At 72.0% G+C, this 14,410-nt stretch carries 13 protein-coding genes; 6 read left to right on the top strand and 7 right to left on the bottom strand.

Going from position 1 to position 14,410, the window contains the following annotated elements:
• Nucleotides 1–155: 155 nt before the first annotated feature.
• On the bottom strand, nucleotides 156–1,595 hold the full coding sequence (locus M2302_RS25870; RefSeq protein WP_280840443.1) for a GuaB1 family IMP dehydrogenase-related protein: 1,440 nt from the start codon (nucleotides 1,593–1,595) through the stop codon (nucleotides 156–158).
• Between the two features lie 280 nt (nucleotides 1,596–1,875).
• Nucleotides 1,876–3,627 (bottom strand): biotin carboxylase N-terminal domain-containing protein, encoded by a 1,752-nt coding sequence (locus M2302_RS25865; protein ID WP_280840442.1) that lies wholly within the window; start codon nucleotides 3,625–3,627, stop codon nucleotides 1,876–1,878.
• 148 nt (nucleotides 3,628–3,775) lie between these two features.
• Here M2302_RS25865 and M2302_RS25860 point away from each other — a divergent pair, with 148 nt between their 5' ends.
• From M2302_RS25860 to M2302_RS25845, 4 genes are all read left to right on the top strand, one after another.
• Nucleotides 3,776–4,375, top strand: coding sequence for a PadR family transcriptional regulator (locus tag M2302_RS25860; protein WP_280840447.1), 600 nt, complete (start codon nucleotides 3,776–3,778; stop codon nucleotides 4,373–4,375).
• Between the two features lie 133 nt (nucleotides 4,376–4,508).
• Complete coding sequence (locus M2302_RS25855; RefSeq protein ID WP_280840441.1) at nucleotides 4,509–5,468, top strand: ATP-binding cassette domain-containing protein; 960 nt, start codon at nucleotides 4,509–4,511, stop codon at nucleotides 5,466–5,468.
• A 23-nt stretch (nucleotides 5,469–5,491) separates the two neighbouring features.
• Nucleotides 5,492–6,247: an ABC transporter permease gene (locus M2302_RS25850; protein ID WP_280840440.1), complete on the top strand. Its 756-nt coding sequence runs from the start codon at nucleotides 5,492–5,494 to the stop codon at nucleotides 6,245–6,247.
• 58 nt (nucleotides 6,248–6,305) lie between these two features.
• Nucleotides 6,306–7,598 carry an MFS transporter gene (locus M2302_RS25845; protein ID WP_280840439.1) on the top strand — a complete coding sequence of 431 codons (1,293 nt, stop codon included), beginning with the start codon at nucleotides 6,306–6,308 and terminating at the stop codon, nucleotides 7,596–7,598.
• Between the two features lie 123 nt (nucleotides 7,599–7,721).
• Here the strand turns inward: M2302_RS25845 and M2302_RS25840 are convergent, their stop codons facing one another.
• From M2302_RS25840 to M2302_RS25830, 3 genes are read right to left on the bottom strand one after another with little or no spacing between them, the layout of a single operon-like run.
• Nucleotides 7,722–8,375, bottom strand: coding sequence for an O-methyltransferase (locus M2302_RS25840; protein ID WP_280840438.1), 654 nt, complete (start codon nucleotides 8,373–8,375; stop codon nucleotides 7,722–7,724).
• 9 nt (nucleotides 8,376–8,384) lie between these two features.
• Nucleotides 8,385–9,041 (bottom strand): Maf family protein, encoded by a 657-nt coding sequence (locus M2302_RS25835; protein WP_280840437.1) that lies wholly within the window; start codon nucleotides 9,039–9,041, stop codon nucleotides 8,385–8,387.
• Between the two features lie 10 nt (nucleotides 9,042–9,051).
• Nucleotides 9,052–10,149 (bottom strand): S8 family serine peptidase, encoded by a 1,098-nt coding sequence (locus M2302_RS25830; RefSeq protein WP_280840446.1) that lies wholly within the window; start codon nucleotides 10,147–10,149, stop codon nucleotides 9,052–9,054.
• A 798-nt stretch (nucleotides 10,150–10,947) separates the two neighbouring features.
• On the opposite strand from M2302_RS25830, the gene M2302_RS33190 reads away from it, so the two are divergent.
• On the top strand, nucleotides 10,948–11,229 hold the full coding sequence (locus M2302_RS33190) for a hypothetical protein (protein ID WP_348529452.1): 282 nt from the start codon (nucleotides 10,948–10,950) through the stop codon (nucleotides 11,227–11,229).
• A gap of 355 nt (nucleotides 11,230–11,584) precedes the next feature.
• Here M2302_RS33190 and M2302_RS25820 read toward each other — a convergent pair whose 3' ends face one another.
• On the bottom strand, nucleotides 11,585–12,037 hold the full coding sequence (locus M2302_RS25820) for a hypothetical protein (protein WP_280840435.1): 453 nt from the start codon (nucleotides 12,035–12,037) through the stop codon (nucleotides 11,585–11,587).
• Nucleotides 12,038–12,164: 127 nt separating this feature from the next.
• Nucleotides 12,165–12,377, bottom strand: a complete 213-nt coding sequence (locus M2302_RS25815; protein ID WP_280840434.1) for an acyl-CoA carboxylase subunit epsilon — start codon at nucleotides 12,375–12,377, stop codon at nucleotides 12,165–12,167.
• Nucleotides 12,378–12,468: 91 nt separating this feature from the next.
• Here M2302_RS25815 and M2302_RS25810 point away from each other — a divergent pair, with 91 nt between their 5' ends.
• Nucleotides 12,469–14,397, top strand: a complete 1,929-nt coding sequence (locus M2302_RS25810) for a serine/threonine-protein kinase (RefSeq protein WP_280840433.1) — start codon at nucleotides 12,469–12,471, stop codon at nucleotides 14,395–14,397.
• The last annotated feature ends 13 nt before the right edge of the window (nucleotides 14,398–14,410 follow it).

Here is a 14,410-nt window from a genome sequence, read left to right as displayed (position 1 = left end):
GATATACTGCGCCCCCCCCCCCCCCCCCCATTGCCCCCCGGTGGGGGGGGGGGGCGGGCCGTCCCCCAACCCCCCCAACCCCCCCCCCCCCCCAAACCGGCGGGGTGGGCCAGGCCGATGCGGCCGAGGTCAACCGCCCGCGTCGGGCGGGGTGGTCACCAGCTGGTGGGCAGCGGCATGCCCTCGGTGTAGCCGGCGGCGCTCTGCACGCCGACCAGCGCGCGCTCGTGGAACTCGTCCAGGTTGCGGGCGCCCGCGTAGGTGAAGGCGCTGCGTACCCCGGCGATGATCTCGTCGATCAGGTCCTCGACGCCGGGCCGGGTCGGGTCCAGGTACATCCGGGCCGAGGAGATGCCCTCCTCGAAGACCGCCTTGCGGGCCCGGTCGAAGGCGCTGTCCTCGGCGGTACGCGCGCTGACCGCCCGCGCCGAGGCCATGCCGAAGCTCTCCTTGTAACGGCGGCCGTCCGGCTCGGTGTAGAGGTCGCCGGGGGACTCGTAGGTGCCGGCGAACCACGACCCGATCATCACGTTCGACGCCCCGGCGGCGAGCGCCAGCGCCACGTCCCGGGGGTGCCGCACGCCGCCGTCGGCCCAGACGTGCCGGCCCAGCGCCCGGGCCGCCGCCGCGCAGTCGAGCACCGCGGAGAACTGCGGCCGGCCCACGCCGGTCATCATCCGGGTGGTGCACATGGCACCCGGACCGACGCCGACCTTCACGATGTCGGCCCCCGCCTCCACCAGGTCGCGTACGCCCTCGGCGGTGACCACGTTGCCCGCCGCCACCGGCACCGCGGGGTCGAGCTTGCGTACCGCCCGCAGCGCGGAGATCATCCGCTCCTGGTGGCCGTGCGCGGTGTCCACCACCAGGGTGTCCACCCCGGCGGCCAGCAGCGCCTCGGCCTTGCCGGTCACGTCGCCGTTGATGCCGACGGCGGCGGCGACGCGCAGCCGGCCCCGGTCGTCCACGGCCGGCCGGTAGAGGGTGGCGCGCAGCGCACCCTGCCGGGTCAGCACGCCGATCAGCCGGCCGTCGGCGTCCACCACCGGAGCCAGCCGGCGCCGCCCGGCCGACAGCCGGTCGAAGCCGGTACGCGGGTCCGCGTCCGCCGGCACGGTGTGCAGCTCGGTCGACATCACGTGCCGCAGCTGGGCGAAGCGGTCCACGCCGACGGTGTCCGCCTCGGTGACCACGCCGAGCGGGCGGCCCGCCTCGTCGACCACGATCACCGCGCCGTGCGACCGCTTCGGCAGCAGGTGGATGGCGTCGCCGACGGTGTCGGTCGGGCCGAGCGTGATGGGCGTGTCGTGCACCAGGTGCCGCTGCTTGACCCAGGCGACGACGTTGGCCACCACCTCGATCGGGATGTCCTGCGGGATCACCGCGATCGCGCCGCGCCGGGCGACGGTCTCCGCCATCCGGCGGCCGGACACCGCCGTCATGTTGGAGACCACCAGCGGGATGGTGGTGCCCGTGCCGTCGCCGGTGGCCAGGTCGACGTCGAGTCGCGAGCCCACCTCGGAGCGGGCCGGCGCCATGAAGACGTCGTTGTAGGTCAGGTCGTGCGCGGGGACCGCGCCATGAAGGAACCGCACCCGGCCATCATTCCTGCTCGCGGCCCCATCCGCCGCCGCTGGTGGCCCAAACCACCCCCGCCGGGCCGCCGCCCGCCGCCGGCAGAGCGACCCGGGGGTACGGCCCGCCCGCCGGCGGGCAGGAGCGGGCCGATGGTGGGTGTCGCGTCGGCGTGTCGCGGCGACCGGGCAGATGACTGGTCAGCGATATGCCTGAGAGGCATAAATATGACTCCCAGGCATATCGCTCACAGTGGTGTTGCGCCCCCGGCGCACCGGAGGAGGGGCGTGCCGACCGGGGTCAGGCGATGGTGCAGATCGCCGCGCCGGCGGTGATCACCGCGCCGACCTCGGCCGACAGCCCGCTGACCGTACCGGCCTTGTGGGCGTGCAGCGGCTGCTCCATCTTCATCGCCTCCAGCACCACCACCAGGTCGCCCTCGGCGACGGTGTCCCCGTCCGCCACGGCGATCTTGACGATGGTGCCCTGCATCGGGGAGGCGAGCGCGTCGCCGCTGACCGCCGCGCCGGCCTTGGCGCCGCCGCCCCGGCGGGCCGGCTTGCGGGCGGCGGGCGCGGCGCTGGTCGTACCCGCGCCGAGGCCGGCGGGGAGGCTGACCTCCAGCCGCTTGCCCGCCACCTCGACCACGACGGTCTCCCGACCGGCTGGCGCCTCGGCGGCGCCGGCGGCGGCGGTGAACGGCGGCACGCTGTTGTCGAACTCGGTCTCGATCCACCGGGTGTGCACGGTGAACGGCTCGGTCGTGAACGCCTCGTCCCGGACGACCAGCCGGTGGAACGGCAGCGCGGTGGCCATGCCCTCGACGACCATCTCGTCCAGCGCCCGGCGCGCCCGCTCGATCGCCTCGGCCCGGGTCTCGCCGCTGATGATGACCTTGGCGAGCAGCGAGTCGAAGTTGCCGCCGATCACGTCGCCGGCCGAGATGCCGGTGTCCACCCGCACGCCCGGCCCGGTCGGCAGGCGCAGGGCGGTGATGGTGCCCGGGGCGGGCAGGAAGTTGCGGCCCGGGTCCTCGCCGTTGATCCGGAACTCGATGGAGTGCCCGCGCGGGGTCGGGTCCTCGGAGAACCGCAGCTTCTCGCCGTCGGCGATCCGGAACTGCTCGCGGACCAGGTCGACGCCGGCGGTCTCCTCGGTGACCGGGTGTTCGACCTGGAGCCGGGTGTTGACCTCCAGGAAGGAGATGGTGCCGTCCGCGCCGACCAGGTACTCCACGGTGCCGGCGCCGTGGTAGCCGGCCTCCCGGCAGATCGCCTTGGCGCTCTCGTGGATCTGGGTGCGCTGCGCGGCGGTGAGGAACGGCGCCGGGGCCTCCTCGACCAGCTTCTGGTGCCGGCGCTGCAGCGAGCAGTCGCGGGTGCCGACCACGATCACGTTGCCGTGCTGGTCGGCGAGGACCTGCGCCTCGACGTGCCGGGGCTTGTCCAGGTACCGCTCGACGAAGCACTCGCCCCGGCCGAACGCGGCGACCGCCTCGCGGGTGGCCGACTCGAACAGGTGCGGGATCTCCTCCATGGTGCGGGCCACCTTGAGGCCGCGCCCGCCGCCGCCGAAGGCCGCCTTGATGGCGACCGGCAGGCCGTGGTCGACGGCGAAGGCCATCACCTCGTCGGCGTTGCCGACCGGGTCCGGGGTGCCGGGGACCAGGGGCGCGCCGGCGCGCTGGGCGATGTGCCGGGCGGTCACCTTGTCGCCGAGGTCGCGGATCGCCTGCGGGGTGGGGCCGATCCAGGTCAGCCCGGCGTCGATGACGGCCTGGGCGAAGTCGGCGTTCTCGGAGAGGAAGCCGTAGCCGGGGTGCACGGCGTCGGCGCCGGACCGGCCCGCGATGTCGATCAGCTTGTCGATCCGCAGGTACGTCTCCGCCGCGGTGTCGCCGCCGAGGGCGTACGCCTCGTCCGCCAGCGTGGCGTGCAGGGCGTCCCGGTCGGAGTCCGCGTAGACGGCGACGCTGCCCAGGCCGGCGTCGCGGCAGGCGCGGATGACGCGGACGGCGATCTCGCCGCGGTTGGCGATGAGTACCTTGCGCACCTTGAGGGCTCCTCCCGGGAGGTCGTTGACCGGGAGTGTATCGGTCACTCTGATGGCCCTAACGATCGCTCAGTGTGGGATGGCGCACTGTTCCGGCCGCGCCCTAGTCAAACTTGTTTATTACGCTTGCCCGGTGTCTGCGACTCGGATGATGATTCTCGGCCTGGTCCGGTGGATGCAACCGGTACACGGCTACGACGTGCGCCGCGAGCTGCTCAGCTGGAACGCCGACCGGTGGGCCAACGTGCAACCCGGATCGATCTACCACGCCCTGCGCAAGCTGACCGAGGAGGGGCTGCTGCGCGAGGTGGCGACCGAGCAGGTCGGCGCCCGCCCGGCCCGCACCACCTACGAGGTGACGCCGAAGGGGGAGGACGAGTTCGAGACGCTGCTGCGCGGCCTGTGGTGGCAGTTGCACGAGACGCCGGACCCGTTCGTCGCGGCCTTCTCCTTCCTGCCGGCGATGCCCCGCGAGGAGGCCGCCGCCGCGCTGCGGAACCGGGCGAACCTGCTGCGCGCCGGTGTCGAATCGATGCGTGCCTCGTTGGACTCCGACTGGATGCGCAACACCAAGCCGGTGCACGTGGCCTGGATGTTCGAGCTCTGGGCGGCCCGCGCCGAGGCGGAGGTGGCCTGGTGCGACCGGATCGCCGAGCGGATCGAGTCCGGGGTGTCGTACCTGCCTGCTGGACTCGCCGGGGCGGAGGGCTGGTCGGGGTGGACCGACGGCGCACCGCCCGCGAGGTGAACGCGGAATAATCAACGTTGACCACAAGAGCTATATCGCGTTAGCCTCTTCGCGCACCACGGGGGAGCGCGCCGTCCGGCGGCCCCGGGGGACAGGCGGCCGGCGCGACCGGCCCGGACGACCAGGAGCAGACATGATCGAGACCAGGGGGCTGCGGAAGTCCTTCCGCTCCCGCGCCGGTCGGGAGACGAAGACGGTCGACGCCGTACGGGGGGTGAACCTCCAGGTCGCCGAGGGCGAGATCTTCGGCTTCCTCGGCCCCAACGGCGCCGGCAAGACCACCACCCTGCGGATGCTCGCCACGCTCATCGAGCCCGACGGCGGTGAGGCCACCATCGCCGGCGCCGACCTGCGCAAGGACCCGGCCGAGGTGCGCCGCCGGATCGGCTACGTCGCCCAGGGCGGCAGCACCTGGGACGAGTCCACCGCCCGCGAGGAGCTGGTGCTGCACGCCCGCATGTACGGCATCGCCAAGGCCGAGGCGCACCGCCGGGCCGCCCGCGCCCTCGACTCCTTCCAGCTCACCGAGTACGCCGACCGCAAGTGCAAGACGTACTCCGGCGGTCAGCGGCGCCGGGTGGAGATCGCCCTCGGCATCATCCACGAGCCGAAGATCGTCTTCCTGGACGAGCCGACCACCGGCCTCGACCCGCAGAGCCGCGCGCACATGTGGGACGAGATCCGCCGGCTGCGCACCGAGGGCATGACCGTCTTCATCACCACGCACTACCTCGACGAGGCGGACGCGCTCTGCGACCGGATCGCGATCATGGATCACGGCGAGGTGGTCGCCGAGGGGACCCCGGCCGCGCTGAAGCGGGAGATCTCCGGCGACGTGGTGCTGGTCGGCCTCGACGTGGCCAGCACGCCGCAGGCCGCGCAGGTGCTCGACGGCGAGGAGTTCGTCAAGAAGCTGGAGACCGCCGATGAGGGTGGCCTGCGCCTCTACGTCGACGAGGGCGCCATCGCCATCCCGCAGATCCTCCGCCGGCTCGACAGCGCCGGGCTCACGCTCTCCTCGATCGAGCTGCACCGCCCCAGCCTCGACGACGTCTTCCTCACCAAGACCGGCCGCTCGCTGCGCGAGTCCTGAGCATCCACCACAGGAGAATCGTCATGAAACTCGCCCGCGACACCTGGCTCATCTTCCAGCGCCAGATCCAGCTGCTGCTGCGCAACCCGGTCTGGGTCTTCGTCGGCATCTTCCAGCCGGTGATGTACCTGCTGCTTTTCGCCCCGCTGCTCAAGCCGGCCCTGAACGCGCCCACCCAGGCCGCCGCCTACAAGATCTTCGTACCCGGCCTGCTGGTGCTGCTGGCCATCTTCGGCGGCCTGTTCCAGGGCTTCGGCCTGATCGCCGAGCTGCGCGCCGGGGTGATCGAACGCTCCCGGGTCACCCCGGTCAGCCGGCTGGCCCTGCTGCTCGGCCGCTCCCTGCGCGACGTGGTCTCGCTGCTCGTGCAGGCGGTCATCATCACCCTGCTCGCGCTCCTGTTCGACCTGCGCGTCTTCATCGGTGACCTGCTGCTGGCGTACCTGATGCTCGCCCTGATCGCGCTGATGACCTCGGCCGTCTCGTACGGTGTCGCGCTCAAGGTCAAGAGCGAGGACGCGCTCGCCCCGCTGATGAACACCGTCGCCCAGCCGGTGCTGCTGCTCTCCGGCATCCTGCTGCCGCTCACCTTCGCCCCCGGCTGGCTGCAGGGCATCGCCGACTGGAACCCGTTCTCCTGGGCGGTCGACGGTACCCGGGCGCTCTTCGCCGGGGACCTGGGCAACGACAAGGTGTGGCAGGGGCTGACCATCACCGCGGTGCTCGCCGTCGCCGGCGTCATCTGGGCCGCCCGGCAGTTCGCCCGCAGCGTCCGCTGACGAGAGCTGCCTCTCACCAGAGGCGGGGCACCGGCCAGCCGCTTGTAGCGTAAGGCCGGTGCCCCGCCTCACCCGTGACAGGACCACCTGGCTGACCTACGCCCAGCTGGGGCTCTGGGGCTTCTTCCTCTACGGGTTCGGCCCCGTCGTACCGCTGCTCCGCGACGAGCAGGGCACCAGCGCCGCCGTCGCCGGCCTGCACAGCACCGCCATCGCCGTCGGCGCGCTGCTCGGCGGGGCGCTCTTCGCCCCGCTGGCCCGGCGGATCGGCCGGGCCGGGGCGATCTGGGCCGGGCTGGCCGGGGTCGCCGCCGGCGTCACCGCGTTCGGCCTGCTCCGCCCGCTGCCCGCCACCCTCGCCGCGGTCGCCGCCGTGGCCACCGCCGGCATGATCGTGGTCAGCGGCGTCGCCGTCGTCCTCACCGCCCGGCACGGCCCCGCCGCGCCCGCCGCGCTCACCGAGGCCAACGCCGTCTGCGCCGGCATGGGCATCCTCGCCCCGCTGGTCATCGGCGTCAGCGTCGACGCCGGCTTCGGCTGGCGGCCGGTGATGGCCGTCGAGGTCGGGCTGATCGCGCTGGTCGCGCTCGCCGCCCGCCGCTCCCGGGTACGCCCGCCGCAGGCCGCCCCCGCTGCCGCGGCTGCCGCCGACCCCGCCGGGGCGACCGCCTCGGTGGCTGTGCAGGCCGACGACGTTTTCGCACCCCCCAGCGGCCGTGACGGCGAGAGCCGCAGCGGTGCCGGCGCGAACGACCGGCTGCCCCGGGCGTACTGGATCGCCTGGGTGCTGATGTCGGTCACCGGCTCGATCGAGGTCTGCCTGTCGCTCTGGACCGCCGACGTGCTCCGCTCGCACGCCGGGATGACCGCCGCCGCCGCGTCGGCCGCCGTCGCCGCGATCGTCTGCGGCATGTTCCTCGGCCGGCTGGCCGGCGGCCGGATCGCCCTGCGCTGGCCGCCCGCCCCGCTGCTGCTCGGCGCGCTGACCGTGTCGCTGGCCGGGTTCGCCCTGTTCTGGCTGGCGCCCGTCGGCTGGCTCGCCGTCACCGGCCTGGTGGTGCTGGGACTCGGCAACGCGCTGCACTACCCCCTCGCGATCTCGATCGCGCTGGCCGTCGCCGGGCCGGCCGCCGACAAGGCGGCCGGCTGGTCCGCGTACTCGATGGGGGTGGGTTTCGGGATCGCGCCGGTGGCGCTCGGCGCGGTGGCCGACGGGGTCGGACCGCACCTGGCCTTCCTGCTGCTGCCCGGCTTCATCGCCGCCGCCCTGCTGCTGACCGTGCGACTCGGCCGCGCCCTGCGCGCCGCGTCGATGGACGACGACCGCGCCCCGGCCCTCGTCGGCGCCTGACCCTCCGCCGGCAGCCAACCCCGCCCGCCCTCCGGCCCGGCCCGGCGCGGTGGGTCGGGGGCGCGGTTTGCGGCGTGTTGCGGTGTCCGGGCGGCTCGACACCGCGACACGCCGCAAGGTGCGTCAGTGGACCCGGGCGAGGGTCACGCCGTCGGCGATGGGGAGCATGACCGCCTCGACGCGCACGTCGGCCAGCACCTCGTCGTTGAACGCGGCGATCGCCCGGTCGTCGGCGTTCTGCGGGGCGAGCACCCGGCCCCCGCGCAGCGTGTTGTCCACCGCGATGACCGCACCCGGGCGCATCCGGGGCACCAGCTCGTCCCAGTAGACCGGGTAACCCGTCTTGTCCGCGTCGATGAAGGCGAAGTCCAGGTGCCGCTCCTGGGGCAGCTCCCGCAGCGTCTCCCCGGCCGGGCCGATGCGCAGCTCGATCCGGTCGGCGACGCCCGCGCGCTCCCAGTACCGCCGGGCGATGCCGGTGTACTCCTCGGAGATGTCGAAGCAGGTCAGCCGGCCGTCCTCGGGCAGCCCCCGGGCGATCGCCAGCGAGGACAGCCCGGTGAAGGTGCCCACCTCCACCGCCCGCCGCACGCCGAGCAGCCGGGTGAGGAAGGTCAGGAACGCGGCCTGCTCCGGCGCCACCTGCCTCATCGCCTCATCGGGGAGGGCAGCCAGCGTCTCCTGGGCCAGGTCGCGGATGATCTCGTCCGGCGGCGAGCCGTGGGCGACGAGGTAGGCGTGCAGTTCCGGAGTCAGCGGCAACGGCTTGGTGGTCATGAACGGACGCTAGCCGAGATGCTCGACCTCCTGGCCCCCCGGCGCGACCTTCGTCCACAGGTCCGTGATGCTCAGCTCCAACTCGCCGAGGAGTCGACGCAGCAGCGGCAGCGACAGCCCTACCACCGTGCCCGGGTCACCCTCGATGCCGGTCAGGAACGCACCGCCCAACCCGTCGATGGTGAACGCCCCGGCCACCGCCAGCGGCTCGCCCGTCGCCACGTACGCGGCGATCTCCTCGTCGCTGATGTCGGCGAAGTGCACGACCGTCGACGCGACCGCCTCCGCTCGCGCCTCGTGCGTCACGTCGATCAGGCAGTGCCCGGTGTGCAGCACCCCGCTGCGCCCGCGCATCCGTCGCCAGCGGTCCGTGGCGTCGGCGGCGTCCGCCGGCTTGCCCAGGATCTCCCCGTCGAAGGCCAGCACCGAGTCGCAGCCGAGCACCAGCGTCCGCTCGTCCGGGGTGGCGCGCAGCCGGTCGAGCACCGCGAGCGCCTTGAGGCGGGCGAGCTCCAGGCAGAGATCCTCCGCCCGGTCGGCGACCACTTGGGACTCGTCGACGCCGCTCACCAGTACGTCGGGTTCGATCCCGGCGGCCTGGAGGAGCTTGCGACGGGCAGGACTCTGGCTGGCGAGCACGAGGCGCAGTGGCAGGGAGTTCGGCACGATTCCGACGCTACCGGCTGATCCTCGGTGGCGGGTCGTCGGCACGTCGACGGCGCCGCCAGAGCAGGTAACCGCCGCTCGCTGCCACGATTGCGCCCAAGGTGGCGAGTCCACGGGCGGTCGCCCCGTCTCCGCTGTCACTGCTGGGGCTGGCCGCTGCGGTGGTCGGGCTGAGGCCGGAGGGCGCGCTCGGCGCAGTCGACTCGAACCCGAGTGGCGGTACGTCTGCCGTCAGGGCAGCTACCAGGTTGATGACTCCATACCCGTATTTGTCATCCCGGCCAGGCGGTCCCTTGTCGACGGCGGTGGCAGTCAGGCGGTGTGCCACTTCTTGCGCTGGCAGGTAGGGGTACTTGGATCGGATCAAAGCAGCAGCCCCGGCGACGATCGCGGTGGCGTCCGACGTCCCGGTGCCCTTGCGGTACTTGCCGTCGATGCTGGTGCTGTAAATGTCGACCGCAGGAGCAACGACATCGATTTCAGGCCCGTCTACAGACACGGTGGCGTGGTTGCCGCTTCTATCTGTTCCGCCTACTGCGATGACACCGGGATAGGCGGCGGGGAAGCCTACCTGACGTTCCCTTGGTCGATTCCCCGCTCCGGCAACCACGATGATGTTCGCTCTGAGTGCGGTCTCGACGGCCTGCTGTAATCTTAAGTCTGGTCCACTGACCGAGGAAATGCTAATTACTTCCGCCCCGTGGGCGACCGAATACTCGATCCCGGCCGCCAAATCATCGCTGTTACCTTGTTCGTTAATTCGCTTGACGCGCACCGGCAGAATCTTCGCCTTGGGTGCGATTCCGAGCGCGCCGCGGTCACCATTGCCGTGAGCGGCGATCAATCCTGCCATGCCCGTGCCATGGCTGTCCTGATCTTGGCGGCCGTCCCCGTATCTGCCTAGAAAGGTGTCGGTGCCAGGCAAAACGTTGCCGATTAGGTCCGCGTGGGGAGCGACGCCGGTGTCGGGCACTGCCACCACCACGCCCTCGCCCTGACTAATTCTTTGAACCTTCGGCACTTCTAAGTAGCGCAGGTGCCACTGGTCACCGCGGACGCGGTCAGCCCCCTCCGGCTCTTTCGCATGGAGTGGCGCAGCGGTTAACAATGTCGAGGAGAGGGCGAATATTGTGAGCAAGATCTGTGCAGATGAACCCATTAACGACCAAATCCGATGGCGGGTCCAGGGTCGATTGGCCCGTCCTTTGGCGGGCGGACTATCGGATTTACCCCCTCGTCCGTCTCCCACGGATTATCGGGATCCCAGCGGCGCGATTCACCTTCTACTGCTTCTCGGCGGCTCGGTCGTCCCATTGACGTACCTGTCCCAGGACCGCTAGCCATGCCCGGAGCGCCTCCCATTGGCGAAATCCCAAGGGCGCCCCCTGCATAACTCGCCCGTGCGCCTCCGGGCCGTGAGCCTGCTGCGCCTGACGGCGCCGTTCCTGCCCCACCTCCTCCGATCACGCCCCCAAGCGGATTGATACGGCGAGGCGGAGTGGTCCCGCCAGGCTGGCCCAAAGCCATTCCAGGTGTGCCGCCGATCATGCCGCCCGGTGGCATTGGCCGGGGCGGGCTGCTGTTGCCGCCACCAATCCCGCTGCGGGCTGCTGGACCCGGCTGCCCTCGCAACGGGTTGGACAATCCGTTACGACCCGGCGTTCCTGGAAGCGGCGGCAAGGAGGGAGGGGGTCCCACGTTCGGGGTCACCCCCTGGGGCGTTGAAGGCGTCATGCCAGGCGCTGCTGGGCTCGCTGGCGTTGGGGCAAGCCCGGTTCCGGCCCCGCCAAGAATCGGGCCTGAATTGGGTGCTGTCGGCGATGGCACTGCTCGTACTGAATTCTCGGCTCGGGTGGCTCTGGAAACAGCAGGCGAGGGTGGGATGGGCACCGGCACAACTGGCGGAATGACGGGTGCAGAAAGATTAGAGGCGTACACGTCGGGGTTGTTCTGGTCCACTCCTGGCGAGGGCTTTGGCCGCGGAGGAGGCTGGCGGAGCATCACCTGGGCCTGCTGGAGTTCGCTGCTCAGCCCGTACATGATCCCCCGGGCCTTGGTGTTCAGCTGCTCCAACTCCACGTCCGTCACCGGCGGATCGACCACCCGGCTGCCCGCCGCTGCCTTCGGATCCGCCAGCGTCGCCTCGTACGACCGCTTCTGCTGGAGCTTGGTCGAGTACTGCTCGTAGAGCCTCTTCAACTCGGGCCGAGCGCTGTCGATGGCGCGGGTGGCGGCGGCGAGCGCGTCGTGGTTGGCGGCGGCGGCGTCATGGGTGTGCTGGACGCGGTCGATGAGCTGGTCGAGTTCGGCCAGGTACGCCCGCGCGGCCGCGTTGGTCTCCGGGGGCCATGCCTCGGCCAGGCCGCGCCGGTACTCGTGCAGCCGCCGCAGGTGGGTCATCGCGAGGTCGCAGACCTTGCGCCAGCCGGAGACCTGCTTCCAGTGCCCCTGGGTCTCGTGGTCCTGGACACAGGCCCACATGCTGAGCACGTCCATCAGTTGCCAGTCGGTGAGGCCGGACGTCCGGCCACTGCCCCTGTCGATCACGGCAGCACCACCGGCCCGCCGTTCGGGCTGGTGGGGTCGGGCAGCCGGGCCCGGCCACCGGACATCGTGGAGTACGGGTTGGCGAGCGCCGCCTCCACGTCGGCGACCCTGGCCGAGGCGAAGGCGTCGGCGCCCCGGTAGTCGGAGGCGATCCGGCCGGCCGCCGAGGCCAGGTGGCCGGTGGCTCCGCCCAGGTCGTGCACCATGTTCGCGGTGGCCTGCTGGGTCTCCCAATGGGCGTGCAGGAACTGCACCAGCTCGACGAAGGCGTCGCAGGGGTTGGGTACGGGTGCTCTCATGTCGTCGGCGATGTACGACAGGTGTGGCGCGTAGTTGCGTTCGACCTCGGCCTGGAGCCGGTCGGCGAACTCGCTCATCTGGCGGATGTCGGCCTCGATGCCGCCGTAGTCGCGCAGCCAGGAAGCTGGCCGGTCCTCCTCAGGGATCATCGATCCTCCCTACCTGTCACGGCCCCGTTTCCCTGAGTGAGGTTAATGGGTGCGGAGCGATCTCGGCAGTCCTCAGGACATCACCGTGGCCCCGCCCCAGCTCAATCCGGTCGGATTGGCGGAAGGGTCAGCGGGGGAGGCCGGAGGCGCGCCAGGCGCCGGGTCCGGCGGAGGGCGCCGCGACGGTCGGTCGGGCGCTGCGCGCCCAGGCGGACGTGGTCACCGGCGCGGGCGCGGCGGCAGGTCGGGACCGGACGACGATCGCACCCACCAGCGCGGCCAACTCGTCGGCAGTCGGGACGCCCCGGACGACTCGGAACAGCGGCTCTTCGGCAGACATGGCGTCAGCGTACGCGTCGCGAACTTGACCTTCGCCGCACAGTGGCGTGCCGGCGGTGTGAGCATCGGTGGCGCCGGGTACGGTCTCTGCGATGTCTGACGCGCTTCCCCGACTTGTCGCTGACCGGTACCGGCTCATCTCGCCGCTCGGTCAGGGCGGCATGGGCCGGGTCTGGAAGGCGCGTGACGAGGTGTTGCACCGGGACGTGGCCATCAAGGAGCTCGTCCCGCCACCCAGTCTCACCAACGACGAGCGCCGCGAGATGCGGGAACGCTCCCTGCGTGAGGCCCGGGCGATCGCCCGGTTGAACCACGTCAACGTGGTCCGCATCTTCGACGTGCTGCGCACCGACGGCGACCCGTGGATCGTCATGGAGTACGTCGCGTCGAAGTCGTTGCAGGACACTCTCGCCGAGGACGGCCCGGTGTCGCCGGCACGCGCGGTGGAGATCGGGCTCGGTGTGCTCGGCGCGCTGAAGGCGGCGCACAAGGCCGGCGTGATGCACCGCGACATCAAGCCCGGCAACGTCCTGCTCGGCAACGACGGCCGGGTGGTACTGACCGATTTCGGTCTGGCCACCATCCCCGGCGACCCGAACGTGACCCGCACCGGCATGGTGCTCGGCTCGCCCGCGTACATCGCGCCGGAGCGGGCCAAGGACGGCACGGCCGGTCCGGAGGCGGACCTGTGGTCGCTGGGCGCGACGCTCTACGCCGCCGTGGAGGGCAAGTCGCCGTACGCGCGGTCGTCGGCGATCGCCACGCTGGCCGCCCTGGCGACCGAGCCGCTGCCGCCGCCGAAAAACGCCGGGCCGCTCAAGCCGGTGCTGCAGGGCCTGCTCCGCAAGGACCCGACCGAGCGGATCACCGCCGAGGTGGCCGAGCGCCTGCTGCGCCGGGCCGGCGGCAAGCGCGTCAAGGGGATCTCGCTGCTGGACGGCGTACGCCGGCCGGGGCCGAACGGCCCGCGCGAGCCGCGCAAGCCGCTGGTGCCGGCCCCGCGTCCGGCCGAGCAGAGCGCCGAGTCGACCCCGAAGCCGCCCGCGCCACGCGCCGAGTCGGCTGCGGCGGGCGGCGCCGCAGCGGCCGGCGTCGCCGCCACCACCACTGAGGACGAGACGAGCAAGGTGCCGGCGAGCCTCGACGCCGAGCCGACCGCCAAGGTCGACCCGCCGCGTCCGGCTGCCGACGCCGAGCCGACGACGAAGGTGCAGGACCCGCCGAAGAAGCCGAGCACTCCCACGTCGGTCATGCCGGCGCCGGTGAGTCCCGCGCCGGCGCCCGCCGAGCACCTTCCCGGTTCGGTGTACGACGGGACGAAGCGCGGCAGGCAGAAGCGGAACCTGCTGATCGGCGCGGTGGTGCTGGTGCTGCTGGTCGGCTTGGCGGTGCTCGTGCCGCTGCTCGGCCGGGGCGGGGACGACCCGGAGCGGGGCGGGCAGCAGGCCGGCGGTCCCACGGGCGCCGCGGCGCCCTCGTCGGCCGCCGCCCCGACGTCGGCTCCGGGCGCGCCCGCGCCGACCAGTGCCGCCCCGCCCAGCCCGACGCCCTCGGCCACCCCCTCGACGGACCCGAACGCGCTGCCGGCGGGCTGGAAACTGCACAAGGGGCCGACCTTCTTCGTCCCCCTCCCGCCGAACTGGGAGGTCAGCCGCACGGGCTCGGACACGGTCGTGTTCTTCCAGCAGGGCGGGGCGGGGGAGATGCTCGTGCAGTGGACGAGCAACCCGAAGCCCGACGCGTACGCCGACTGGAAGGCGATCGAGCCGGACCGCCGCAAGTTCGTCAACAACTACCAGTACCTCAGCATCAAGCGCTGCGACTGGCACCGGACCTGCGCCGACTGGGAGTGGCTGGAGACCCGGGACAACACCCGCATCCACGTGCGCAACCGGGGCTTCGTGACGGCCAGCAACCGCGGCTACGCCATCCGGTGGGAGGTCGCCGACAAGGACTGGCAGGCCCAGCTCGCCAACTTCGACGTGATCGTCAAGGGGTTCAAGCCCGACCGGCAGGGCTGACGCCGGGAATCGC

This window comes from Micromonospora sp. A200 (assembly GCF_029893845.1).
Classification (GTDB): Bacteria; Actinomycetota; Actinomycetes; order Mycobacteriales; family Micromonosporaceae; genus Micromonospora; species Micromonospora purpureochromogenes.
Note: the sequence above shows the minus strand (reverse complement) of the source record. Positions and strands in the feature narration are given on the sequence as shown.

Coding starts and splice junctions, on each gene's coding strand:
- M2302_RS25860 (WP_280840447.1), top strand. CDS start 3,776: ATGATGATTCTCGGCCTGGTCCGGTGGATGCAACCGGTACACGGCTAC.
- M2302_RS25855 (WP_280840441.1), top strand. CDS start 4,509: ATGATCGAGACCAGGGGGCTGCGGAAGTCCTTCCGCTCCCGCGCCGGT.
- M2302_RS25850 (WP_280840440.1), top strand. CDS start 5,492: ATGAAACTCGCCCGCGACACCTGGCTCATCTTCCAGCGCCAGATCCAG.
- M2302_RS25840 (WP_280840438.1), bottom strand. CDS start 8,375: ATGACCACCAAGCCGTTGCCGCTGACTCCGGAACTGCACGCCTACCTC.
- M2302_RS25810 (WP_280840433.1), top strand. CDS start 12,469: ATGTCTGACGCGCTTCCCCGACTTGTCGCTGACCGGTACCGGCTCATC.
- M2302_RS33190 (WP_348529452.1), top strand. CDS start 10,948: ATGACGGGTGCAGAAAGATTAGAGGCGTACACGTCGGGGTTGTTCTGG.
- M2302_RS25820 (WP_280840435.1), bottom strand. CDS start 12,037: ATGATCCCTGAGGAGGACCGGCCAGCTTCCTGGCTGCGCGACTACGGC.
- M2302_RS25815 (WP_280840434.1), bottom strand. CDS start 12,377: ATGTCTGCCGAAGAGCCGCTGTTCCGAGTCGTCCGGGGCGTCCCGACT.